Genomic DNA, 21,473 nt, shown 5'->3' on the forward strand with positions numbered 1-21,473 from the left:
AAAAAGCTCCTTCCCCCTTGTAGGGGGAAGGCTGGGATGGGGGTGTGAAGGTTGAACTACTGCATGCGAATGCTCGACCTCATTACCTCCACCTTAACCCTCCCCTGCAAGGGGGAGGGGATCTGACGGCGATTGAACTGACCGTAGTCCCAACCCGCTCACACCAAGGAGCAGAGACATGTTCACCAAAATCCTGATTGCAAACCGCGGCGAGATCGCTTGCCGCGTGGCCGCAACCGCGCACCGGCTCGGCGTCAAAAGCGTCGCCGTGTATTCGGAAGCGGATGCAAACGCCAAGCACGTTGCCGTATGCGATGAAGCGGTGCCGATCGGACCGGCGCCCGCGAAGGAAAGCTATCTCAAGGGCGACAAGATCATCGAGGTCGCGCTCGCCACCGGCGCGCAGGCGATCCATCCCGGCTACGGCTTCCTGTCCGAGAACGAAGCCTTCGCCAAGGCCTGCGCCGATGCGGGCCTGGTCTTCATCGGGCCGCCCGCCCCGGCGATCCATGCGATGGGGTCCAAATCCGCAGCGAAAGCGCTGATGGAAACCGCCGGCGTGCCGCTGGTGCCCGGCTATCACGGCGACAACCAGGACCCGGATTTCCTGCGGCAGCAGGCCGACAAGATCGGCTATCCGGTATTGCTCAAGGCCAGCGCGGGCGGCGGCGGCAAGGGCATGCGCATCGTCGAGAAAAGCGAGGACTTCAAGGCCGCGCTCGCTTCCTGCAAGCGCGAGGCGATCAGCAGTTTCGGCGATGACAAGGTGCTGGTGGAAAAATACCTGACCCGTCCGCGCCACATCGAAATCCAGGTGTTCGCCGACACGCAAGGCAATTGCGTCTACCTGTTCGAGCGCGATTGCTCGGTGCAGCGCCGCCACCAGAAAGTGCTGGAAGAAGCGCCGGCGCCCGGCATGACGGAAGAGCGCCGCCGGGCGATGGGCGAGGCTGCGGTGGCGGCTGCGAAGGCGGTCGGCTACGTCGGCGCCGGCACGGTGGAATTCATCGCCAACCAGGACGGATCGTTCTACTTCATGGAGATGAATACCCGCTTGCAGGTCGAGCATCCGGTGACGGAGATGATCACCGGGCTGGATTTGGTGGAATGGCAGCTCAGGGTGGCCGCCGGGCAGCCGTTGCCGAAAAAGCAGGAGGAACTGGCGATCCGCGGCCATGCGCTGGAAGCACGGATCTATGCGGAAAATCCGGAGAAGGGATTCCTGCCGTCGATCGGGGCCCTGCGGCATTTGCATACGCCGGAAGCGGTCGCCTTCATGTTGGGCCAAGGCGAAAGCGCGATCACACCTGCGGCGATCCGGATCGACTCCGGCGTCCGCGAAGGCGACACCATTTCCCCGTTCTACGACCCGATGATCGCCAAGCTGATCGTCTGGGGAGACGACCGCGCCGAAGCGCTCGCCCACATGTCGCAGGCGCTGTCCGAATATCGCATCGTGGGTCTCAGCAGCAACGTTGCCTTCCTCAAGCGGCTGGTCGAAAGCCCGGCATTCTCGCAGGCCGATCTCGATACCGGCCTGATCGAACGCAATCACGACGTCCTGTTCCCGAAGGCAATGCCGGTGACGATCGATGTCGTCTCGTTGGCTGCAGCTTTCCTCCTCACATCGGAGCAGAATGTCGGCGCTGCGGCCAATGACCCGTGGGCCGATACCACCGGCTGGCGCATGAACGGTACGCTGCTGCGCCGGCTCGATTTCTCGGACGAATCGCATGCCTATCCCGCCGACATCGGTTATCGCGAAACCGGCTGGTCGGTGCAACTCGGCGAGCGCACGGCGGTCATGACGTTAATCGAGCGCCATGGTGCGCAACTGGTGATCAAGGTCGACGGCGCGACGGTGCGCGGCACGGTGGTGCGCGACGGCGAGGCGTTCCATGTGTTCACCGGCGGCATGCATCATGTGCTGGCCTACAGCGATCCGCTGGCCCATGCCGGCGAAGCCGAGGCCGAAGGCGGCCGCCTCACCGCGCCGATGCCGGGCAAGATCGTGGCCGTGCTGGCGGAGAAAGGCAAGACGGTGGAAAAAGGCGCACCATTGCTGATCATGGAAGCCATGAAAATGGAACACACGATCGCCGCGCCGGCGGACGGCATGGTGGAAGACCTGCTGTATGCGGTCGGTGACCAGGTAGCGGAAGGCGCGCAGTTGCTGGCGTTCAAGGCGGCGTAGCGGCGTGACTTAGAAACAGCAGGTTCCTTCCCACTCGTAGGGGATGAAGCCGGGGTTTCGCAACGCATGCGTTGCCCCGGCTGAATCGAAGCCGCTTGCAAGCGGCGACGTGGAAAAGTTGTAAGCGGACCGGCTCCTTCCCCCTGTCAGGGGGAAGGCTGGAATGGGGGTAGTGGGATCGAGTAAACGCATGCAGTCGATCAACCTTCACACCCCCACCCTAGCCCTCCCCCTAAAAGGGGGAGGGGACCTGTTCTTTATGGCGCGAACCAGCGCGGACTACATCGAAAAGGCAACCCTATGACCCTCCCCAACAAAGTCAAAATTGTCGAAGTCGGCCCGCGCGACGGCCTGCAGAACGAAAAGGAAACCATTCCCGCCGCCGTCAAGATCGAGCTGGTCGACCGGCTGACCGACGCCGGCTTCTCCAACGTCGAAGCGGCATCCTTCGTCTCGCCGAAATGGGTGCCGCAGATGGCCACCTCCACAGAGGTGATGGAAAAGATCCGCCGCAAGCCCGGCGTGATCTATTCGGTGCTCACGCCCAACATGAAAGGCTTCGAGGCCGCCGTCGCGGCGAAGGCGGATGAAGTCGTGATCTTCGGCGCCGCATCCGAAGCCTTCTCGCAGCGAAACATCAACTGCTCGATTGCAGAATCGATCGAGCGCTTTCGCGACGTCGCGCAATCGGCCAAGCAGCACGGCATCCGCCTGCGCGGCAGTATCAGCTGCTCGTTCGGCTGCCCCTACCAGGGAGAGGTATCGCCGGACAGCGTGGCCGACGTGGTGCGGCGCCTGCGCGATCTCGGCTGCGATGAGATCGATATCGCCGACACCATCGGCGTCGCGACGCCAAACAAGGTCAAGACGGTATTCGAGCGGGTGAAGCAGGAATTCCCCGCCGAGCGCCTCTCCGGCCATTTCCACGACACCTACGGGCAGGCGCTGGCCAATATCTACGCCGGCATGGAATCCGGCATCGCGATCTACCACTCGTCGATCGCCGGCCTCGGCGGCTGCCCATACGCGAAGGGCGCGACCGGCAATGTGTCAACCGAAGACGTCTTGTACATGATGAACGGACTCGGCATCGATACCGGTATCGACCTCGACGCGGTGGTGGATGCCGGCCAGTTCATCTCGCAGCATCTCGGCCGCAAGGCCGCCAGCCGGGCCGGCAACGCCATCGCCGCCAAGCGGCAGGGCTGACACCACCGGCACGACCCGATGCTGAGCACGCTCGCCATCGCCAACTACCGCTCGCTGCGCGACCTCGTCATTCCGCTGCAGCGCCTGAACGTGATCACCGGCGCCAACGGCAGCGGCAAGTCCAGCGTATATCGGTCGCTGCGCCTGCTGGCCGATACCGCGCAGGGCGGGGTCATCCCGTCGCTGGCGCGCGAGGGCGGATTGCAATCTACTCTCTGGGCCGGCCCGGAAAAGTTTTCCCGGTCGGTCAAGCGGGGCGAGCATCCGGTGCAGGGCACGGTGCGCAAGGATTCGGTCAACCTGCGCCTCGGCTTCGCCGGCGACGAATTCGGCTATGCCATCGATCTCGGCCTGCCGATTCCGAGCCCGTCCGCGTTTTCCCTCGACCCGGTCATCAAGCGTGAATGCATCTGGAACGGTCCCGTGCTGCGGCCGGCGGCGCTGCTGGTGGACCGCCACGGCGCGGCGGTGCGCATCAAGCATGACAGCGGCGACTGGCAGCTCATCTCCAGCCATGTCCCGACCTTCGACAGCATGATGGCCCGTCTCGCCGACCCGCGCAACGCGCCGGAAGTGCTGGCGCTGCGCGAACAGATCCGCTCGTGGCGCTTCTACGACCACTTCCGCACCGACGCCGATGCCCCGGCGCGGCTGCCGCAGATCGGCACCCACACGCCGGTGCTGAGCAATGACGGCGCCGACATGGCCGCCGCACTGCAGACCATCCGCGAAATCGGCGATCCGGCCGCGCTCGACGAGGCGGTCGACGATGCCTTTCCCGGCTCCAGCATTTCGGTGTACAACCACGACGGCCGCTTTGAAATTGCCATGCACCAGCACGGCCTGCTGCGGCCGTTGAAAGCGTCCGAGCTGTCGGACGGCACGCTGCGCTACCTGCTCTGGATCGCGGCGCTGCTCACGCCGAGGCCGCCCGAGCTGCTGGTCCTGAACGAACCCGAGACCAGCCTGCATCCCGACCTGCTGCCGGCGCTCGCCCGGCTGATCGCCCGCGCTGCAAAGCACTCGCAGGTGCTGGTGGTGTCGCATGCCACGCGGCTGATCGCCGCCCTCGAACGCGAGCCGGAGTGCAACTCGATCATGCTCGAAAAGGAGTTCGGCGAAACCCGGGTGCGAGGCATGGAACCGCTCGACATGCCGCCCTGGCACTGGCCGGCGCGCTGAACGGATGTGCAATGCCTGACCTATTGCGCCCTCTGCTGATCGAGATCGCGGCCTGCCGGCAATGCGCCGCCCATCTGCCGCACGGCCCGCGCCCGGTGGTGCAGGCCGGCCGCCATGCGCGCCTGCTCATCGTCGGCCAGGCGCCCGGCCGGCGGGTGCACGACACCGGCATCCCGTGGAATGATCCCTCCGGCAACCGCCTGCGCGACTGGCTCGCCATGCCGCCGGACATTTTCTACGACCCGAAGGTCGTTGCCATCATGCCCACCGCCTTCTGCTATCCCGGCAAGGGCAAAAGCGGCGATCTGCCGCCCCGCCCGGAATGCGCGCCGCTGTGGCATGACCGCGTGCTCGCCGCGATGCCGGACGTGCGGCTCACGCTGCTGGTCGGGCGCCATGCACAGGAACGCTTTTTACAGCACAATGCCAAGGCCACCCTGACCGAAACCGTGGCGGCCTGGCGCGACTACCTTCCTGCGTACCTGCCCCTGCCGCATCCCAGTCCGCGCAACCAGTCCTGGTGGAAAAGCAACCCCTGGTTTGAAACCGACGTGCTGCCTGCCCTGCGCGAGCGCGTCAAATCGATCATTGCCTCATGAAAGAATCCATGCAACTTCCCGACAGCGCCCAACGCGTCGCCGACCTGCTCAACGCCATCGGCCACGACAAGCCGGTGGTCATGCTCCCCGAAACCGGCAAGACCTCCGCCGAAGCCGCCGCCGGCCTCGGCTGCGACATCGCCGCCATCGCCAAGTCCATCGTCTTCCGCCGCCTGTCGGATGATGCGGCGGTGATGGTCGTGGCCAGCGGCGCCAACCGCGTCGATGAACAAAAGGTCGCCGCCATCGTCGGCCCGCTCGGCCGCGCCGACGCGAAGTTCGTCAAGCAGCGCATCGGCTATGCGATCGGCGGCGTCTGCCCGATCGGCCACGTCGAGAAAACCGTCATGCTCATCGACGAAGACCTGATGCGCCTGGACAGCCTCTGGGCAGCCGCCGGCCACCCGCATGCGGTCTTCAATCTCACGCCGCAGCAGTTGCTGAACATGACCGGCGCGCCGCTCGCCGATGTCGCGCTGCGCGTGGAAACGAGGGTGGCGTGACGCCGTCGCCTTCAATGAAGGCGTTCGACCCGGACCATGACGCGTCGCCGGTGCCGTCGCCCTGCATCAATGTTTGCAGCATGAATGCGGCGACGGGCTTGTGCGAGGGATGTTTGCGGACGATCGACGAGATCGCGTTGTGGGGTACGGCGACGGAGAATGTGAAAAGGGCAGTGTGGCGGGAGATTCGGCGGCGGGAGGAGGGGTTGTTTTAGATGTGCCTGTTTCATGATGTTTTCATCGCCATCTCCGGCCGGTTCCCTACTCCTTACAGGGGGAAGGAGCAGGTAGGCGTAATGGATAAAGATTAGGTGGACACATCGCTTTCAAACCAGAAGGACAATCAGACCAACCATGAAAACACTCCACTGGTACTTCGACTTCATCTCCCCCTTCTCCTACCTCCAGGGCGAACTGCTCCCCACGCTCCCGGCAGACGTCGACATCCACTACAAACCCATCCTCTTCGCCGGCCTGCTGAACCACTGGGGCAACGTCGGCCCCGCCGAAATCGGTCCCAAGCGCCGCTGGACCTATGAACACTGCGCCTGGCTCGCACACCGCCACAACATCCCGATGACCATGCCCGCGCATCACCCCTTCAACCCATTGCCGCTGCTGCGCCTGTGCATCGCGCTCGGCCCGTCGCGCGATGTCGTGCAGCGCCTGTTCCGCTACGTATGGTGCGACGGCCACCTGCCCACCGAGGAGCAGCACTGGTCCGCGCTGATGCAGGAAGTCGGTGCCACCAGCGACATGCTCGACACACCGGAAGTCAAACAGCAACTGCGCGCCAACGGCGACGCTGCCATCGCCGACAGCGTCTTCGGCGTGCCGACTGCCGTCGTGGACGGCCGCTGCTTCTGGGGACTGGATTCCACCGACATGCTGCGCGCCTGGCTGGCAGGCGATCCGTTCTTCCAGTCGCCGCTGCTGCAGCAGGCGCAGAACATGCAGCCGGGGCTTCAGCGCAACCGGAGCGGCGGCGCATGAGCATGCATACACGGATTATCGTCATCACCAACGCGTCCGCACATCCGTGCATGCGCCGCGTTGCCGTCACACCCCGAAAGACACCATGAAACTACCCGCCACCATGCGCGTGTTCGAACGCGGCTGGCTCTCCTCCAACAACATACTTTTCATCGGCCGCGACGACACCGCGCTGGTCGACAGCGGCTACGCCACCCACGCGCCGCAAACCGTCGCGCTGGTGCGGCATGCGCTGCAAGGCAGGCCGCTCGACCGCCTGATCAATACCCACATGCATTCAGACCACTGCGGCGGCAACGCGGCGCTGCAACGCGAGTATGGCTGCCGCACCACGATTCCTGCCTCGGAAGCCGCAGCCGTGCGCACCTGGAACCAGGACGTGCTTACCTTCGAACTCACCGGCCAGCAATGCGAGCGCTTCACCTTCACCGACACGCTCGCACCAGGCGATGTGATCATGCTGGGCGGCATGGAATGGCAGGTACTCGGCGCTCCCGGTCATGACCCGCATTCGCTGGTGTTTTATTGTCCCGCCGAGCGCATCCTTATCTCCGCCGATGCGCTATGGGAAAACGGCTTCGGCGTCATCTTCCCCGAACTGGAAGGCGAATCCGGTTTCGCCGAAACCCGCGCCACGCTGGAACTGATCGCCTCGCTCGATGTGGACCTCGTGATCCCCGGCCATGGCGCGCCCTTCACCGATGTCGGCGCGGCGTTGAAACGGGCGTTTTCACGGCTCGACTATTTCGTCGCCGATCCAGCGCGTAATGCGCAGAATGCGGTGAAGGTACTGCTCAAATTCCTGCTGCTGGAACGGCAATCCATCCCGCTGGCCGACGTGCCGCGCCTGATGGCCGACATGCATCTGTCGGCGGAAGCAAACCGGCGCTATCTGCACCAGCCGCCCGAAGATCTCGCCAAGTGGGCGGTGTCGCAACTGGTGCGTGCCTGCGCGGCGAAAGTGGTCGACGATCAATTGGTGGATGCCGGCTGACCGATTCTTACCCGCTTACCGTCGCCGACAGCCCGACCTCGACCCGCTCGCCGGGCGCCAGTCCCTCGATCCACGGCATCAGCAATTCGACGACGCCATCCGGCTGATGATGCGCGGGTTTCGTCTCCGGATGCGGGTAGTACCAGAGGCCGGCATACGCGCGCCCCTTCACCTTCAATCGCGCGGGCGAAATCACGAACCGCTCCTCAATGTCTTCAAACCACCGGATGACGCCGTCGAACAGCGGCGCCTGCGGTACCGGCTTGCAGGGCGCGAGGTCGACATTCAGCGTTCCGGGGAAGTAAGGCGAGAAGTCGATGCCGTGCTGGAGGAAGAAAGGCTGTTGCAAGGAAATCGTGCCGCCGGGATAACGGCGGTCGTTGCCCCGGCCGCTGGCGACCCCGTGACCGGCGATGAGGACTCCGGGTGTCCAGTTCATCGCGTGATGGTCAGATGACATGGGTTACGCCATCCGGGCGATATATGGGCGCGGAACAGTTGCATGTTCAACTCGACGGAAACGCATCGATTTCCGCCGCGGCCGCACCGGCAAGCGCCGCAGGTTGAATGCCCATGGCTTCCAGTGCACGCAAGGCGACGCCGTGACGGGCGGCGGTGGCAGCCAGCAGGACGTGCGCGCCCAGCAACGGCTTGCCTGCATCCTCTTTTTTCCGCGCGGCCAACTGTTGCATCAGTGCTTGCGCTGACGGTTGCGCATGGTAGACACCCTTACCCGCAGGGATGGGAGCGGCAGCGCTCCCTGCCGCATCGAGCGACACTTCGATGCCAATATTGCGCAACGCATCGTCGTATTGCCGGGCGATCGCCGCACGATAACCGTCCGGGTCGCTCTGCATGCGCTCGAACGCCTTGCGTGCCGTTCCGTCCGGCAGCGCCAGTGCGGCAAGAACAAAATGTTCCGCGCCCGGTTCCTTCCGGCCGTCCGCGTTCGCATATGATTCGGCGTTTTGGCAAAGTACCTTGATGGTATGCATGTCCTGAAAACGCTGTCTGATTCTGGTGAACATGGAAGCTCCCGGTTTATGAATGCGGTTTTGAAAGCGTGCCGGCCAGGCGCTTATGTGCCGCCTGCTTCGATACGCCAAGCGCTTCGGCAATCTGCGACCACGACCAGCCCTGATCCAGCGCAGCTTCCACGGCCTTGCGCTCCAGCTTGTCCGCCATCAGGCGCAATGCCACGACGGCGGCCAGTGCTTCGGCGGGATCGTCGGGAGAAGGAAGCGATTTGGGATTCATCATGCGCCAATGATAGTTGACGCAGATTTTAATTGTCAACTGATGTTGACGGCCATGCCCAACGATGGTGTGCCGGGATGAACGACATCGCCCCGATCCGCTCATCCCTGGCCGTTACTTCACGCCGTCCAGAAGATGCCGTTTGAAAAAGGCGGTGATCTGTTCGTTGATTTTCGGAACAATCGCGTTCCTGTCGAAATCCGGAGGATCGCCGACGAGTGCCTCGACCGCAACGGAACGGCCGGGCGGAAGGGGGCTTAGCAGTGCACCGTGACCACCGGTCGGCAGATCCGCAAGATGTTCACACGACCGGCATGCCTGCAGTACGGCGTCGCTGTGAAATCGCGGGGTCAGCCACTTGTCTTTCCGCGCCGAGATGATCGCCAATGCCGGCCGCGGGTTCTTCAGGGAGTCAGGATCGAAATCGACGGCGAAGGGCACGCCGGCAACTATCGCAGTGATGCGGGGATCGCTATGTTCGTACCACGAAGGGTCATTGAACTTCATGTTGTTCACGTTACGGACGAGTGCGAGTTTGATGCCGTCAAATAGGCTTCCGGTAAGAAACATGAAGGGCCCGGCACAGGTATGAAAGTCTTCCTCGATGTATTCGTTGCAATGGCGCCGGAGCTGCGAAGGAGACCATTTGCCTCCGGCAAGCGTCAGCGCGGTATGGCCACCGGCGGACATGCCGAACATACCGATACGGGCAAAGTCGAGAGCCGGACCGAATGCCGGCTCGGCGCGCACCCTGTCGATCGCGCGCGTGACTTCCGTCGGCCGCCTGCGCCAGCTTGGCGGCCCCGGTTCGCTATTGTCCTTGTAGTTGTCGCCGAAATGTTCCGGCAGCGCCACGACAAAACCCGCGTTGACCAGCGACTTCGCGAGATCGAAATGCACCCACGGCGACGCGGGCGACCCATGCGATATCACGATGAGACGCCGGTTGACCGCTCCCAGCGGCGCATCCACCGCGACATTCATGGTAAACGCGCCCCTGCGTTCGACGGCCGGCTCCGATGCGGTCGGATAGAAAATCGTGACCGGACCGGATTCCGCATCCCCCTCCAGCTCGGCAAGCCCGACGGCTGCTCCGGCCGGGCCGGCACATGCAAGCAACAGGATAATGTAAGCGAGACGAAGTGCGCGATGCATGATCAAGGGAAGATAGATAAGGAAGCAATCCGATATGTCGCCACCATGGAAACCTCAGTCAACGCTGGCAGGACCCGGCGGGTTCTTGGCGAACCACTCCACGATCATGCCCATGTTGTCTTCGAAACCGCCGGGTGTGGAAATGTTCAGCACCCCGGCCCGGGCGCCGGTCCGGTTCTGGAAATCATGTGTCGCCCCCGCCGGCGCCAGTACGAAGGAACCTTTCGGGCAATCGATCCATGCGCCGTCGACGAAAAAGCTCATCGTGCCCTCAAGCACGTAGAAGACATCATCTTCGTCATGCGAATGCGCGCCCGGCCCCTGGGTATTTGGTTCAAGCCACCACTCGGAGATGGAATATTTGCGATTCGACTCAGCGCCGTCGGCTTTGAACAAGGCGGACATGCCGCCCATCCGGTAGGGCCGGCCTTCACCGGGACGAAGAACGATGGGACGGCGGGTTGTCTCTTCCATGGCGCTTCCTGTTATCGTGAAACGGCTGAGGTGGCATGAGCTGCCAAATGGCAGATTACCATGGTGCGGGACTACATCAGGCAGGCATGGCGATTCAGGCAGGAAACCGCGATGAGGGCATAAAAATCAATGATCCGGTATCGGCATACCCTGCGTACGCAGGAACGTCAGCTTGTCCCAATAGCCGCGTTGAAAAACGATCTGGTCATTCTGAATGTGAAAGAACCCGCATCCCCGCAGCCCGAGCGGATCGCGCCATTCAAGAATTGCCCATTCACCGTCTTCAAAAATGTTCTCGACGATGCATACCATCTTCGCAGCGGCGAACCCGTCGGCGAACATCTTCCGAATCGCGTCTCTGCCTTCGACGGGTGATTCGGCTACCTGGTGGTTCACCGCATGTTCGTTGTAGAACGATGCGAGCGCATCGACGTCCGCTTTGTTGAAGGCATCCACCCATTGTTTGACGAGGTCTTTTGGTTTCATGGTGAATGTGTTTGTCGTGGTCCTGACAGGCAATGTCTGACCGGACGCCGGCCTATAAGATGATATTGATCGAACTAAATTTAATCTACTCTGACGCTTATATTTTGACCTGTTGAGGTTACAGGTCAGATGTGCTGAGGTGCGAATGTGCTGCTGCAAGACTTGGCCCCGGTTACTGCTGTGCTCAGGACCAACCTGCCCAATTTGGTGCCCACGACGATATCCCCTCGCGGACGAACTCAGGCATTTTCTGTAACTCGTTGCGGCTTTCAGTTGCCTTGCCTAAATGCTTCTCAGCCATGATTCGTTCCCATCCGGCTCCACAAGTTTTTGTTCTTGAAGCTCATAGCTTTATCCTCTGCTTGTCACCCGTGAGTACCCGACCTTCATGTGCCCTTTGTTCTCAAAATTCTAAGATGATGTGAAACTTTAATATGAGACGATTTTTAAGACGATGCAAAAGGGAGTTTCATGATGTCTCGCGACTTGTAAGTTATAAGACATGCTCAGAAGTCCGATCATTAAAACCGACCACAGCGAAATAGCTAAATGCTGTAATTTCTGACTTAGAGCCAATACTTGCCCATTGGACATTCTGATTCGGATCTCGTAGACTTCATAAGCAAATCGCTACAAGTCTACCTAACGCGTAATTGCGTTGCTACCTATCCCTCTCTGAGTCACTCTAGATGTCGACAACGAAGCTAACAGAACAACAACTTGCCACTATTCGACCGCTTGAAGCTGCACTCCAGAAGGCGGTTCAACAGGTGGAACCGGAGAGGGCAATTGAGATTGTCACAAAAATACAAGCTGAGTTTCCCAACGATCGGAGCCACCACCGTTTGCTTCGCGCAAAACTTTGGGCATTTGAAGCAAATTTAGAAGCGAATCGAATTATGTACGCCGAAACTGGCTTTATCGGGATTCGGAAGCTATCGGAACCTAATACTCGACTGTACTTGGAAGCAAGTTCCTTGCTTGCAGTATGTAAGTTGCGCCAGAAACGTGTTCCTGAAGCAAAAGACCTAATTACTGAAGTTATTTCGAAAATAAACAACATTGCCTCAGAGCGAACTCGAAGACAATTTCAAAAGCGGTTGATTGAGCGTATAGAAGAGGAATGCATCCTGACAGAGTTAATCGGCACAGGAGATGCAACGTTAGATGTTAATGAAGTTGAGGCTAATGCTATATTTCTTTTGCAACGGAACACCGACGACGAAATTCTAAAACTAATTGGCGATAGCGTTCCAGCAGCTAGCATACAGTTGCTAAATGATGTTAGAACGCACTCGGTTAAGCAGCTTCCACCATCTGACCGCAAACTTCTTCCTCCACCCGAAAAGGCCGAAGAACCTAGGCAAATTGGGCGTACGACCTTTGCAATCCTGAAGCGTATCGCGTGGAAGACTTTCTGCAAGCCATCAAGTCCAATCTTCAAACTTTGGTCGAATCGTGTGCCAAAAGTCTTCAATGAAGGGTATTTTTCTGCAGCCGTTGTCACGACCTTGGGCGATTTTCGGATTGGAATCCCAATGATCGCGAGTGGCCTTGCTGCACTGGTTATGAAATACTCTGCGGAAGAGTTTTGCGAGTTGGCGAAACCGAAAGGACTGATGATCCCTAGGAACGAGCCTGAGACTTAGAACATTTGACTCCATTCTTGCAAGGAAGGTCCTTTCCAATCGAGCGGGCAAAGGGTATGGCGGAAAGGGCGCTTCGTTTGAAGGAGAAACGTGCACGCACAACTTGACGAATTTCGTTGTAAGGTATGGTGCGAGAATCGGGTTATTGGCTGCCGATTCCCGTGCTTAAGCGATCAATCTGCTGCTGATTCAGGTTGCGGTGCTAAGTAGCCAGCCTTGTTGGCACTCAACAGTGCATCTAGCTCAGCATCCGAGAATGTCCCCTGTGCTCGAAGCTTTTGAATAAACGTTCTGTAACTTGTTGCACCAGGTATGTCTGCATTCGTCTCCACTGGAAGTCTAATAATGCGTTCAAAGTCTTCTTTAATTAAATATTCGAAAATTGGGAAGATCACCTTTCCCATTATTTCATTGACGCGATTGAAAGAATAAGCGCCGCCCAAAAAGTGAATGGCACGGTCCTTTGCAAGTATTCCTAATCCATGCTCTATTCCTAAAACAAGCTCGTCGAAAGTTAGTTGAGCAACACGTTTCGCGACTGCTTCAGCTAACGCTTCTAATCGGTTAAGGGACGCGAGACCCGGCACGACTTGTTCAGGCGGTGCACAATTGATAAAGCTTAGCACCTTACCTTTAGCATCCTCGTCGAGCAGGTTCCAACCAATTCGAACATGGGTAAGTATCGCTACGGCAAACATCAGACCAGCGTCCGGAACGTCCCTAATAGCTTTATTAAGTTGCTGCTTTAGCCGCCTTTCGACCTTATCAGGAAACATTTCGAATACCCCCTTCAGGGCGGACATCACCGATAACTCTCCGTAAAAGTTATCGCCCTCCGTCACAAATCCAAAAACAATCATGTCAACGAAATTGCTGACTAGAGCTTCGCTAGGGCGGGCAAGGGATGAGGCCCGAAATTGGACGATTACCTTATCGGTTTCATTAGGGAAGAACTGAGAGAGTATGAGAGCTCTCAACTTTGCCAATGCTGCCTTTCCCTGAACTGGAGGCTCGGAAAGCACATGAATTACCGCGTTGCGCAGGTGTAGCCGCGCATGTTCTGCACTTGGACGGTAAGGTTCACCGATTCGTTGAAATGAGGGATGCGCGCACCGGTGTCTATCATCGCGTAATCGTAACAAGTCGGTAAACTGATGAGGATCGAGCATTTGTAGCTCGTTCCGACAAGTTTCGAGAACCTTTCTCTCGAACTCCAAGGCACCTTTCAGACCCTGATCATTGCCTGCCTCAATCTGAGCAATGTATCGTTCGTACTGAAGTTCAATGTCTTTGGCTTTACCCTCACCGGATGCGGCGAGCTCACGGATTTTGTCAATCAAGTCAAAAACAACGGCTATCCACGTACTTACAATCGCAGCACGATAAGCGCCTCCCCGATAACAAAGCACGGCTTCTGCTATATGTTCCTTTGAGCGTTCCGATCTACAGCGGAGGGCTAAGGTCTCAATGTCTGCAAGACTTTCTGCCACGTTTGTTTCTCCAAGTAAAGGATTGAGTGACAATAGAAGTGTAGGCGTAGACGAGTGCGCGCCTAATAGGTCACCCAATGTGTTGACTAAACTCATTACTTTACTTGGATTCTTGTTCGTGAAGCAAGGCTAGCCGCCCTTAGCTGCATTGAGGAGGAAAAATCTCCGAACAAGTTTTGAGATTGATGACTGCTTAGCTGAGACATGCGACGTTTGCTGACTCGACGCCATTAGACTATGTAAATGCCTAAGATATTCCTCGAGTAAGCGATGGTTTTGTCTATGCGAGGTAAAGATGAGTGATCAAGAACGTGTATGTCGAAAGACCATTGTGACGGACGCTTTGGAGCGCATGGTGTGTTGCACCATCACTTCCACTTATAACATCAATGGTGGCCTAACTCCTTGAGTTCTAAGGGGCGGTTCAATCCCCGCCATATCCCTCAAGCCACATTCTTCAACCGCTTCACCCCCGCCTGCGGCAAGTCCACCATCATCGGCTCCCCCGGCACCGTACATCCCGTCGCGCAGCATTTCCCCGGCTGCTTGTTCGCCGTGATCGGCCGTCGCGGATCGTCTACCAGCCCGCGGTCCATCAACCGCTCCACCAGTTCCACCTTGTTCCCGATCGGGTAGTTGCGGTAGATCTCCTGCTTCATCGCCGCCGGTGAGCCGCCGCCGTGCAGGCTGATGACCGAGTACCAGCCGCCCTGATAGGACGCGGTGAGGTCTTCGATGAAACGGGCCGTTTGTATGCGCTGCTCGTACGGCACATTCGGATTGGCGCGCAGGACGTCGGCGAGGTTGGCCGCCGTTTCAGGATTGTGGTCTTCGTCGGGGCCGGGGAGGGTAACAATCAGGCCGCCCGATACATAGTGGGCGATGCGATGCATGTCGTAGATCTGCGTGGCCAGCAGCAGCTTGCCGATGTTGGAGAACACCGCGTCCGGCACGAAGGTGTTCGAGGCCTCGTCAACCTTTGCATACACCGATGCGGCCACGCCGCAGGCATAGAAGCCTTCGGTGATCTTGATGAGTTCCACCATCTGTTCGCGCAAGTGAGTTTCCTTGCCAGGATCGAAGCCGTTCGCTTCGCACATCAATGCGCCGGCGCCGATGAGCAGGTCGCCGAAGCCGGCGCGTGCGCCGATGCAGCTGTGACGGTGGTGGGTCGCGTAGTTGTAGGTCATGTAGGACGAGTGTTCCCATTCGCCGGCGTAAAACACCCGTTCCCACGGCACGAAGACGCGGTCGAAGACCAGCACGCCGGTGGATTGGCCGAACTTGTTGGAGAACAGCGCCGATTTTTCTCCCGGGCGTCCGGCGGGGCGGGCGATGATGGTCAGCCCGGGGACATCGCAGGGCACCGCGCAGCAGACCGCGAAGTCGGCATCCGCCTCGCTCATGTTGCGGCAGGGCATGACGAGAAATTCATGCATGTAGGGCGCACCAGTGACGATGGCCTTGGTGCCGGACAGGACGATGCCTTTCGCATTGCGCTCGACGATGTGCACATACGAATCCGGATTGGCCTGCTCGTGCGGACGGCGGCTGCGGTCGCCTTTCGCATCGGTCATCGCAATGCCGACCGAGAGGTCGCGGTCCTGGAAGTCGTGCAGGTAGTTGAGGAAATGCTCGCCGTAGCGAGTGCCCTTGTCGGCGTCGATGCGATGCGTGGCCTGGTAGATCGCGTTGAAGGCATCGTGCGCAAGATAGCGCTGCGCGCAGCCGGTTTCCTGGCACAGCAGGCGAACCGCTTCCAGCTTGTTGAGCAGGTCACCGGTACTGGTGTTGATGTGCAGCATGCGGTTGACCTGCTTGCCGGAGGTGTGCTGTGTCGCCAGCATCAGCGGCGCGAAGTCTTCCTTTAATGCGTAGTCGTAGGTGACGCCGAGCGCATTGATGCCCGGTGCGAATGCCGGTTCGTCCGCCACCGATTCGATAAGGCGGCCATCCAGATAGACTTTCGGCTTGTATTGCCGCAGCGACTCGCGGTATTCGGCGGATGACATCAGCATGGCGATCTCCTTGAATTGAAAACGGTCTATCATGAATGTGAACTAAGTTCATTTTTGCGTCAAGCATGCATGGATGCATGTGCATCGTGCTACATTTTCCCCATGAAAAAACAGACCAGTACGGTAAAGGAAAGTAATGAGGTGATGGAGGCTGTCGAGCCGCGCCGGGTGCGCCTGCGCGCCGTCAAGGACATGAAGCGGCAGATGATTCTCGACGCCGCGCGGCGGGTGTTCGAGAAGGAAGGTTTGCTTGGCGCCAACATGCGGGCGATTGCCAACGAGGCCGGCTATACCGCCAGCGCGCTGTACAACCATTACGCCAGCAAGGAAGAGATCTACGGCGACCTGTTGTCGCAATCGCTCGACAGGCTGAACGACGCGGTCGAGGCGGCATCCGGCAATGGGCAGCCCGCGCACCGCATCAAGCGCCAGGCGCTGGCCTTCTATGATTTCTACCTGAATTATCCGCGCGAGCTCGACCTCGGCTTTTACCTGTTCCAGGGCATGAAGCCGCTCGGCCTCACGCCGGAACTCAATGAGCAACTGAACCAGCGCCTGCGCCAGGCGCTGGGCGGCGTGGAGAGCGGCTTGGTCGCGCTCGGCTGCAGCGCCGCCGTCGCAGAACGTGAAACCACGGCGCTGTTCGGCCACTGCGTCGGCCTGCTGCTGCTCACGCATACCGGCCGTATCCGCATGTTCGGCCAGGACGGCCGCGCATTGTTTTCCCTCTATATCGGCAGAATGATCCAGCAGGCGACCTCATGAGCACACTATGCGATGCGCAGCAATCCACCCTTGTCCTGATCGATCTGCAGGAACGGTTGATGCCGGCCATTCATGACAATGAAACCGTGGTCGCCAATGCGCGCAGGCTGGCGCAGGCGGCAAAGCTGCTGGAGGTGCCGGTGATCGGCACGGCGCAATATCCGGCGGGGCTCGGGCCCAACGTCGCCGACCTGCATGCGCTGTGCGAGCGAGTCATCGACAAGAATGACTTTGATGCCTGCGGCGCACCGGCATTCATTGCCGCACTGGATGCGACGGACCGCCCGGATTTGATCGTGACAGGCTGCGAAGCGCATGTCTGCGTATTGCAAACCGTGCTCGGCCTGCTGGGGCGCGGTCGCCGCGTGCGGCTGGTGGTGGATGCGATCGGATCGCGCCTGCCGTTGAACAAGACGATTGCGATCGAGCGGGCGAAGGCGGCGGGTGCGGAGTTGGTGACGACGGAGATGGTGTTGTTTGAGTGGATGAGGAGTAGTGAACATCCGCGGTTCAAGGAAATGCTGCGGTTGATCAAGTGAACCGGGTTTGCTTTGCATGGCTGGTGTTGGACAGTCGCCCGATTGCAACCCTAGAGTAATAAGGTCCAACATAATACTGGCAACATATTGCAGCAAATTATTCTGCTGCGTATCTCCTTCGCCCTATCAGGGGTAGGGAGCCGCGCAGTGAAAGCTTAAAGCGCCGTGTGTATCAGGAGACTTCCATGAAATCATTTATCGCCACCACCCTCATCGCCGCCACGCTTTTTCCCGCCGCATCAAGCGCCACCTCAACCTCTTACGCTGGCCAGGAAACCCGCGACATCAAATCCCTGTCGCAGGAAGACATCAACGGTTACCTGGCCGGCAAGGGCATGGGCTTTGCCAAGGCAGCCGAACTCAACGGCTATCCCGGCCCCATGCATGTCCTCGAACTCGCATCCGAGCTGCAACTGACGCCGGAGCAGCAGGCAAAGACAAAGCAGCTATTCGATGCGATGCAGGTAAAGGCCAGCATGCTGGGACGGGAACTGGTGGCTGCGGAACAGAAGCTGGACCGGCTTTTCGCCGGCCGGTCGGCCAATACGGAATTGCTGGACAACTCACTCAAGGAGATTGGCGCCTTGCAAGCGAAGGTGCGCGGTGCGCATCTGGAGGCCCATCTCACGCAGGCAGAGATCCTCACTGCAGAGCAGACCGCCCGCTATCTCACGCTGCGCGGTTACGGCAAGCAGGCAGCCACTGGTGTCGACCACGGTAGTCACGGCGGCCGGCACAAGCATTGACCCCGGCGGCACTCATCAAGGCAGTCCCACCACGATGCATTCCTTGGGATACGTAATCGCATCGTCTACGTTGTACTGCAGCGCCTGGTTCGGCGCGATCACGGTCTCCCATCCAACCACACCGCGCCGGCGCTTCCACGTACCCAGCGTCGGCGGCATTTTCCCGGACGTCTGAACCCTGATCTCTTCCGACGTGCTCACAGGTGACGCTTCCAGCACCAGCAGGCCGACCGGCTTCTTGTAGAAACTGGTGATCGTGTACACATCCGTCTCATCCTTGCCCAGGTTATGCAACGTTGCCAATACGGCGTCCCTGATGATGCTGGTTACCCTTGTCTGCGGCGCGACGATGAATCTCCCTGGCTTGCCTGCCCTCCTCATAAGCTGTTCGCCGTTTTAAGCCAGTTAACAAGTTTTTCCACGGCGTCCGGCAGAGACGAAATAGCGCCACCGTCAACGGAAATAATGTGTTGTTCAGTCGAAGACCGGACCGTTCGCAACATTGTTCAATAGCCTGTCATGGAACTGACGCATCGCTGCTGCCACACATTGCCTGTGGCGATAGCGCCACTTCTGCTTGGCCAACCCTTAACGCCAACGGAAATGGCCCGCCAGACAAGGACAATCACATGCGATCCACAACAGCCCTGAACACAGCGGATACGCGCCCCGACAAGGTGAGCGCCGCTCATCTCCTGCAAACCGCCAATGCATATCGTGATGCCGGCGAGCCGGCACTGGCGGAACAGCGCTATCGCGAGGCGCTCGACAGCGCTGCGCACAGCGTGGAAGCGCACTATCGCCTTGCCCTTCTACTCCAGAACCAGGCGCGTGCCGGCGAGGCATTGCCGCTGATCGATGCCGCCGTCGTTGCGCAACCCGGCAACCCGGCCCTGCATCTTACCCGGGCGATGATTCTTGCAAGCCTCGGCAAGCATCTGGAGGCGCTGGAAAGCATGGCTGCCGGCTGTCGCATCCATCCCGCCAATGCGGACACGCTTTATAACGTCGGCCTCCTGTATGCGGAGCTATGCTGTCCGGCCCAGGTCGAAGTCGTCGCCCGCCGTCTGCTTGCACAACGACCCGACTGGCCGGCTGCGCACTACTTGCTCGTGCGCGCGTTGACCGCGCTCTACGGCGATCCAGTGGAGCTGGACGCGCGCTATGCCCATCTCGTAAAAACCGATCCGCTGAACCCGGCGTTGCGTTTCGCCCGCGGCCTCCAGCAGCTCCGTACCGGCGATTACCGCGCCGGCTGGGAAGCGCAAGAATGGCGCTGGGAGATCGAGCCGGTAAAGTCGTCACGCTTCCTCTGCGCACAGCCGCGCTGGGCCGGCGGTTCGCTGGAGGGTAGAAAGTTGCTCGTAACCGGCGAACAGGGTTTCGGCGACGTGCTGCAATTCGTCCGCTATTTGCCGCTACTCATCAGCCAGGGGGCGCAGGTCACGCTTCGCCTCGATGCCAACCGGGCGTCGCTGGCGCGGTTGCTGCGAACGATTGACGGTCTGAGGGTCATTGCCGAAGCCACGCCGCTTCCGCCGTTCGACCTGCATTGTCCGCTCGCCAGTCTGCCTTACGTGTTCGACACGACGCCCGATACGATTCCCGCGACGCCGTACTTGCATGTCGATGAGGCGGATGTCGCCGCCTGGCGCGCGCGGCTCGTCGGCATGCCGCGGCCATGGACCGGCGTGTGCTGGGCCGGATCGGCGGAGCACGACCACAATATCCGCCGTTCACTGCCCCTGTGCACAGGCAGTCGCTACCACGCCGATCGAAGCCTGCGTGAGCAACGCATCGGTGCCGCATCGGCGGTCATTGCCAGTGCGTGCGGTCTTGAGGAGCTAAACGCTGCGGCGGTGCGCGACGCCGCTCCTGCGGCGTACACCATGGAACCCCTGTTGCGCAAACTGGACGGAAGCATCATTTCGCTGCAGATTGGCCCGCATGCGCAGGACTTCGAGGAACTGCCGGCCGGCTTGCGTGCCCGCAGCATCGCGCCGCTTGCGGATACCTGCGATTTCTACGACACCGCCTGTCTGGTACGGGCGCTCGACCAGGTAATTACCGTCGATACCTCGGTGGCGCATGTCGCCGGCGCAATCGGCCAGCGCGGACTGATCATCAAGCCAGCCGCGCCGGAATGGCGATGGATCGAACAGGAAGGAAAACCGGGCAGGTCGGCATGGTATCCGAACCTGGCATTGATGGAACAGCGGGCCATTGCCGAGTTCCATCCATCCTCCAGGGACTGGGGCGGCAGATGAAAATGGTTCCACGCCATCGTGTCGCTTGTCGATGTGCCGACAGCCGGCCCTACACGGTGCGCTGCTCCCTATCCTTCTTGTTCTGCGCCTCGATGCGGTCGCGCGCATCCTTCCATTGCTCCTGCGACCAGGAACGCAGCTCGTAGAAGTTGCCGCCGGTGGCGAGATGATTGCCGCCGTCCATCATGATCGCCTGGCCGGTGAGCCAGTCACAGCCGTCGGCCATCAGGAAGGTGGCGAGGTTCTGTAATTCCTCCATCTTGCCCGCACGGCCCATCGGGTTGATCGCCGCCGAGCGTGCGCCGGGTTGCTCGCCGGGATTGAGGCGCTTGCTCATGCCTTCGGTCGGTATCTCGCCGGGGCCGATCGCATTGAGGCGGACGCCGTACTGCGCCCATTCGGTTGCCAGCGACATCGTCATCGCATGAATGGCCGATTTGCTCATCGCCGACGGCACCACGAACGGGCCGCCGTTCAGCACCCAGGTGACGATGATGGAGATCACGCTGCGATAGCCGTCCGCAGGCGTCCATTGTCCGTTGGCGGCCATCTCGACCCAGCGCTTGCCGACCGCATGGGTGACGTAGAAGGTGCCGTGCATGACGATATTGGCGACGGCATCGAAGCCGCGCGGCGACAGCGCCGAGGTCGGCGAGATGAAGTTGCCGGCCGCATTGTTGACCAGCCCGGTCAGCGGCCCTTCGGCGAAGATCTGTTCCACCATGTCGTCCACTGCGGCGGCGTCGCGAATGTCCAGGCCGAAGGTCTTGACGCTGCCGCCGTGCTGCGCCATCAGTTCGGCGGCCGTCTGGTCGCACACCGGTTTGCGACGGCCGCAGATGTAGACGTCGGCACCGAGCGACAGATACTTTTCCGCCATCGCGCGGCCGAGGCCGGTGCCGCCGCCGGTGACGAGGATGCGTTTGCCCTGCATGAGTTTCGGTTGGAACATG

General features: G+C 60.1%; 23 protein-coding genes. 13 read left to right on the forward strand and 10 right to left on the reverse strand.

What is annotated here, in order from left to right:
• The first annotated feature begins 178 nt into the window (after positions 1-178).
• From VGU61_RS14200 to VGU61_RS14235, 8 genes are all read left to right on the forward strand, one after another.
• Positions 179-2,194, forward strand: a complete 2,016-nt coding sequence (locus tag VGU61_RS14200; protein ID WP_326859801.1) for an acetyl/propionyl/methylcrotonyl-CoA carboxylase subunit alpha — start codon at positions 179-181, stop codon at positions 2,192-2,194.
• A 300-nt stretch (positions 2,195-2,494) separates the two neighbouring features.
• Positions 2,495-3,403: a hydroxymethylglutaryl-CoA lyase gene (locus VGU61_RS14205; protein WP_326859802.1), complete on the forward strand. Its 909-nt coding sequence runs from the start codon at positions 2,495-2,497 to the stop codon at positions 3,401-3,403.
• Positions 3,404-3,421: 18 nt separating this feature from the next.
• On the forward strand, positions 3,422-4,585 hold the full coding sequence (locus VGU61_RS14210; protein WP_326859803.1) for an AAA family ATPase: 1,164 nt from the start codon (positions 3,422-3,424) through the stop codon (positions 4,583-4,585).
• Positions 4,586-4,596: 11 nt separating this feature from the next.
• Positions 4,597-5,184, forward strand: coding sequence for a uracil-DNA glycosylase family protein (locus tag VGU61_RS14215; protein ID WP_326859804.1), 588 nt, complete (start codon positions 4,597-4,599; stop codon positions 5,182-5,184).
• Positions 5,181-5,687, forward strand: coding sequence for a YbaK/EbsC family protein (locus tag VGU61_RS14220; RefSeq protein WP_326859805.1), 507 nt, complete (start codon positions 5,181-5,183; stop codon positions 5,685-5,687). Before VGU61_RS14215 ends, VGU61_RS14220 begins: the two co-directional genes overlap by 4 nt.
• A gap of 14 nt (positions 5,688-5,701) precedes the next feature.
• Entirely contained in the window at positions 5,702-5,902 is a 201-nt protein-coding gene (locus tag VGU61_RS14225) for a DUF1289 domain-containing protein (protein WP_326859873.1), read from the forward strand.
• Between the two features lie 139 nt (positions 5,903-6,041).
• Positions 6,042-6,680: a 2-hydroxychromene-2-carboxylate isomerase gene (locus VGU61_RS14230; protein WP_326859806.1), complete on the forward strand. Its 639-nt coding sequence runs from the start codon at positions 6,042-6,044 to the stop codon at positions 6,678-6,680.
• An 85-nt stretch (positions 6,681-6,765) separates the two neighbouring features.
• Positions 6,766-7,674 (forward strand): MBL fold metallo-hydrolase, encoded by a 909-nt coding sequence (locus tag VGU61_RS14235; protein ID WP_326859807.1) that lies wholly within the window; start codon positions 6,766-6,768, stop codon positions 7,672-7,674.
• A 7-nt stretch (positions 7,675-7,681) separates the two neighbouring features.
• Here VGU61_RS14235 and VGU61_RS14240 read toward each other — a convergent pair whose 3' ends face one another.
• From VGU61_RS14240 to VGU61_RS14265, 6 genes are all read right to left on the reverse strand, one after another.
• Entirely contained in the window at positions 7,682-8,113 is a 432-nt protein-coding gene (locus VGU61_RS14240; protein WP_326859808.1) for a hypothetical protein, read from the reverse strand.
• A gap of 67 nt (positions 8,114-8,180) precedes the next feature.
• Positions 8,181-8,702: a Clp protease N-terminal domain-containing protein gene (locus VGU61_RS14245; protein ID WP_326859809.1), complete on the reverse strand. Its 522-nt coding sequence runs from the start codon at positions 8,700-8,702 to the stop codon at positions 8,181-8,183.
• A gap of 13 nt (positions 8,703-8,715) precedes the next feature.
• The gene (locus VGU61_RS14250; RefSeq protein ID WP_326859810.1) at positions 8,716-8,934 is read right to left on the reverse strand and encodes a helix-turn-helix domain-containing protein; all 219 of its coding nucleotides are present in this window, start codon (positions 8,932-8,934) and stop codon (positions 8,716-8,718) included.
• Positions 8,935-9,045: 111 nt separating this feature from the next.
• Positions 9,046-10,086, reverse strand: a complete 1,041-nt coding sequence (locus tag VGU61_RS14255) for a dienelactone hydrolase (protein WP_326859811.1) — start codon at positions 10,084-10,086, stop codon at positions 9,046-9,048.
• Between the two features lie 54 nt (positions 10,087-10,140).
• Positions 10,141-10,560 carry a cupin domain-containing protein gene (locus VGU61_RS14260; protein WP_326859812.1) on the reverse strand — a complete coding sequence of 140 codons (420 nt, stop codon included), beginning with the start codon at positions 10,558-10,560 and terminating at the stop codon, positions 10,141-10,143.
• A gap of 126 nt (positions 10,561-10,686) precedes the next feature.
• Positions 10,687-11,046, reverse strand: a complete 360-nt coding sequence (locus VGU61_RS14265) for a nuclear transport factor 2 family protein (protein WP_326859813.1) — start codon at positions 11,044-11,046, stop codon at positions 10,687-10,689.
• 689 nt (positions 11,047-11,735) lie between these two features.
• On the opposite strand from VGU61_RS14265, the gene VGU61_RS14270 reads away from it, so the two are divergent.
• A complete protein-coding gene (locus tag VGU61_RS14270; protein WP_326859814.1) occupies positions 11,736-12,695 on the forward strand; it encodes a hypothetical protein in 960 nt (319 codons plus the stop codon).
• A 173-nt stretch (positions 12,696-12,868) separates the two neighbouring features.
• On the opposite strand, the gene VGU61_RS14275 is transcribed toward VGU61_RS14270, so the two are convergent.
• Entirely contained in the window at positions 12,869-14,185 is a 1,317-nt protein-coding gene (locus tag VGU61_RS14275) for a hypothetical protein (RefSeq protein WP_326859815.1), read from the reverse strand.
• A 443-nt stretch (positions 14,186-14,628) separates the two neighbouring features.
• Positions 14,629-16,203, reverse strand: a complete 1,575-nt coding sequence (locus VGU61_RS14280) for a 4-hydroxyphenylacetate 3-hydroxylase family protein (protein ID WP_326859816.1) — start codon at positions 16,201-16,203, stop codon at positions 14,629-14,631.
• 102 nt (positions 16,204-16,305) lie between these two features.
• Here VGU61_RS14280 and VGU61_RS14285 point away from each other — a divergent pair, with 102 nt between their 5' ends.
• The 3 genes from VGU61_RS14285 to VGU61_RS14295 all read left to right on the forward strand — a co-directional run bounded on the left by VGU61_RS14285 (position 16,306) and on the right by VGU61_RS14295 (position 18,253).
• Positions 16,306-16,968 (forward strand): TetR/AcrR family transcriptional regulator, encoded by a 663-nt coding sequence (locus tag VGU61_RS14285; protein ID WP_326859817.1) that lies wholly within the window; start codon positions 16,306-16,308, stop codon positions 16,966-16,968.
• On the forward strand, positions 16,965-17,507 hold the full coding sequence (locus VGU61_RS14290; protein ID WP_326859818.1) for a hydrolase: 543 nt from the start codon (positions 16,965-16,967) through the stop codon (positions 17,505-17,507). The genes VGU61_RS14285 and VGU61_RS14290 overlap by 4 nt, the downstream gene beginning before the upstream one ends.
• A gap of 185 nt (positions 17,508-17,692) precedes the next feature.
• Positions 17,693-18,253 (forward strand): Spy/CpxP family protein refolding chaperone, encoded by a 561-nt coding sequence (locus VGU61_RS14295; protein WP_326859819.1) that lies wholly within the window; start codon positions 17,693-17,695, stop codon positions 18,251-18,253.
• 15 nt (positions 18,254-18,268) lie between these two features.
• Here the strand turns inward: VGU61_RS14295 and VGU61_RS14300 are convergent, their stop codons facing one another.
• Entirely contained in the window at positions 18,269-18,556 is a 288-nt protein-coding gene (locus tag VGU61_RS14300; RefSeq protein ID WP_326859820.1) for a DUF4139 domain-containing protein, read from the reverse strand.
• 326 nt (positions 18,557-18,882) lie between these two features.
• Between VGU61_RS14300 and VGU61_RS14305 the strand changes: the two genes are divergently transcribed.
• Positions 18,883-20,520 carry a tetratricopeptide repeat protein gene (locus tag VGU61_RS14305; RefSeq protein ID WP_326859821.1) on the forward strand — a complete coding sequence of 546 codons (1,638 nt, stop codon included), beginning with the start codon at positions 18,883-18,885 and terminating at the stop codon, positions 20,518-20,520.
• Positions 20,521-20,569: 49 nt separating this feature from the next.
• Here the strand turns inward: VGU61_RS14305 and VGU61_RS14310 are convergent, their stop codons facing one another.
• Positions 20,570-21,472 carry an SDR family oxidoreductase gene (locus VGU61_RS14310; RefSeq protein ID WP_326859822.1) on the reverse strand — a complete coding sequence of 301 codons (903 nt, stop codon included), beginning with the start codon at positions 21,470-21,472 and terminating at the stop codon, positions 20,570-20,572.
• Between the last annotated feature and the right edge of the window lies 1 nt (position 21,473).

Source organism: Noviherbaspirillum sp. (assembly GCF_035944575.1).
Classification (GTDB): domain Bacteria; phylum Pseudomonadota; class Gammaproteobacteria; order Burkholderiales; family Burkholderiaceae_D; genus Noviherbaspirillum.

Excerpts from the sequence above, each read along its gene's own strand:
- VGU61_RS14200 (WP_326859801.1), top strand. The coding sequence starts at position 179 with ATGTTCACCAAAATCCTGATTGCAAACCGCGGCGAGATCGCTTGCCGC.
- VGU61_RS14205 (WP_326859802.1), top strand. The coding sequence starts at position 2,495 with ATGACCCTCCCCAACAAAGTCAAAATTGTCGAAGTCGGCCCGCGCGAC.
- VGU61_RS14210 (WP_326859803.1), top strand. The coding sequence starts at position 3,422 with ATGCTGAGCACGCTCGCCATCGCCAACTACCGCTCGCTGCGCGACCTC.
- VGU61_RS14215 (WP_326859804.1), top strand. The coding sequence starts at position 4,597 with ATGCCTGACCTATTGCGCCCTCTGCTGATCGAGATCGCGGCCTGCCGG.
- VGU61_RS14220 (WP_326859805.1), top strand. The coding sequence starts at position 5,181 with ATGAAAGAATCCATGCAACTTCCCGACAGCGCCCAACGCGTCGCCGAC.
- VGU61_RS14225 (WP_326859873.1), top strand. The coding sequence starts at position 5,702 with ATGAAGGCGTTCGACCCGGACCATGACGCGTCGCCGGTGCCGTCGCCC.
- VGU61_RS14230 (WP_326859806.1), top strand. The coding sequence starts at position 6,042 with ATGAAAACACTCCACTGGTACTTCGACTTCATCTCCCCCTTCTCCTAC.
- VGU61_RS14235 (WP_326859807.1), top strand. The coding sequence starts at position 6,766 with ATGAAACTACCCGCCACCATGCGCGTGTTCGAACGCGGCTGGCTCTCC.
- VGU61_RS14240 (WP_326859808.1), bottom strand. The coding sequence starts at position 8,113 with ATGAACTGGACACCCGGAGTCCTCATCGCCGGTCACGGGGTCGCCAGC.
- VGU61_RS14245 (WP_326859809.1), bottom strand. The coding sequence starts at position 8,702 with ATGTTCACCAGAATCAGACAGCGTTTTCAGGACATGCATACCATCAAG.
- VGU61_RS14250 (WP_326859810.1), bottom strand. The coding sequence starts at position 8,934 with ATGATGAATCCCAAATCGCTTCCTTCTCCCGACGATCCCGCCGAAGCA.
- VGU61_RS14255 (WP_326859811.1), bottom strand. The coding sequence starts at position 10,086 with ATGCATCGCGCACTTCGTCTCGCTTACATTATCCTGTTGCTTGCATGT.
- VGU61_RS14260 (WP_326859812.1), bottom strand. The coding sequence starts at position 10,560 with ATGGAAGAGACAACCCGCCGTCCCATCGTTCTTCGTCCCGGTGAAGGC.
- VGU61_RS14265 (WP_326859813.1), bottom strand. The coding sequence starts at position 11,046 with ATGAAACCAAAAGACCTCGTCAAACAATGGGTGGATGCCTTCAACAAA.
- VGU61_RS14270 (WP_326859814.1), top strand. The coding sequence starts at position 11,736 with ATGTCGACAACGAAGCTAACAGAACAACAACTTGCCACTATTCGACCG.
- VGU61_RS14280 (WP_326859816.1), bottom strand. The coding sequence starts at position 16,203 with ATGCTGATGTCATCCGCCGAATACCGCGAGTCGCTGCGGCAATACAAG.
- VGU61_RS14285 (WP_326859817.1), top strand. The coding sequence starts at position 16,306 with ATGAAAAAACAGACCAGTACGGTAAAGGAAAGTAATGAGGTGATGGAG.
- VGU61_RS14290 (WP_326859818.1), top strand. The coding sequence starts at position 16,965 with ATGAGCACACTATGCGATGCGCAGCAATCCACCCTTGTCCTGATCGAT.
- VGU61_RS14295 (WP_326859819.1), top strand. The coding sequence starts at position 17,693 with ATGAAATCATTTATCGCCACCACCCTCATCGCCGCCACGCTTTTTCCC.
- VGU61_RS14305 (WP_326859821.1), top strand. The coding sequence starts at position 18,883 with ATGCGATCCACAACAGCCCTGAACACAGCGGATACGCGCCCCGACAAG.
- VGU61_RS14310 (WP_326859822.1), bottom strand. The coding sequence starts at position 21,472 with ATGTTCCAACCGAAACTCATGCAGGGCAAACGCATCCTCGTCACCGGC.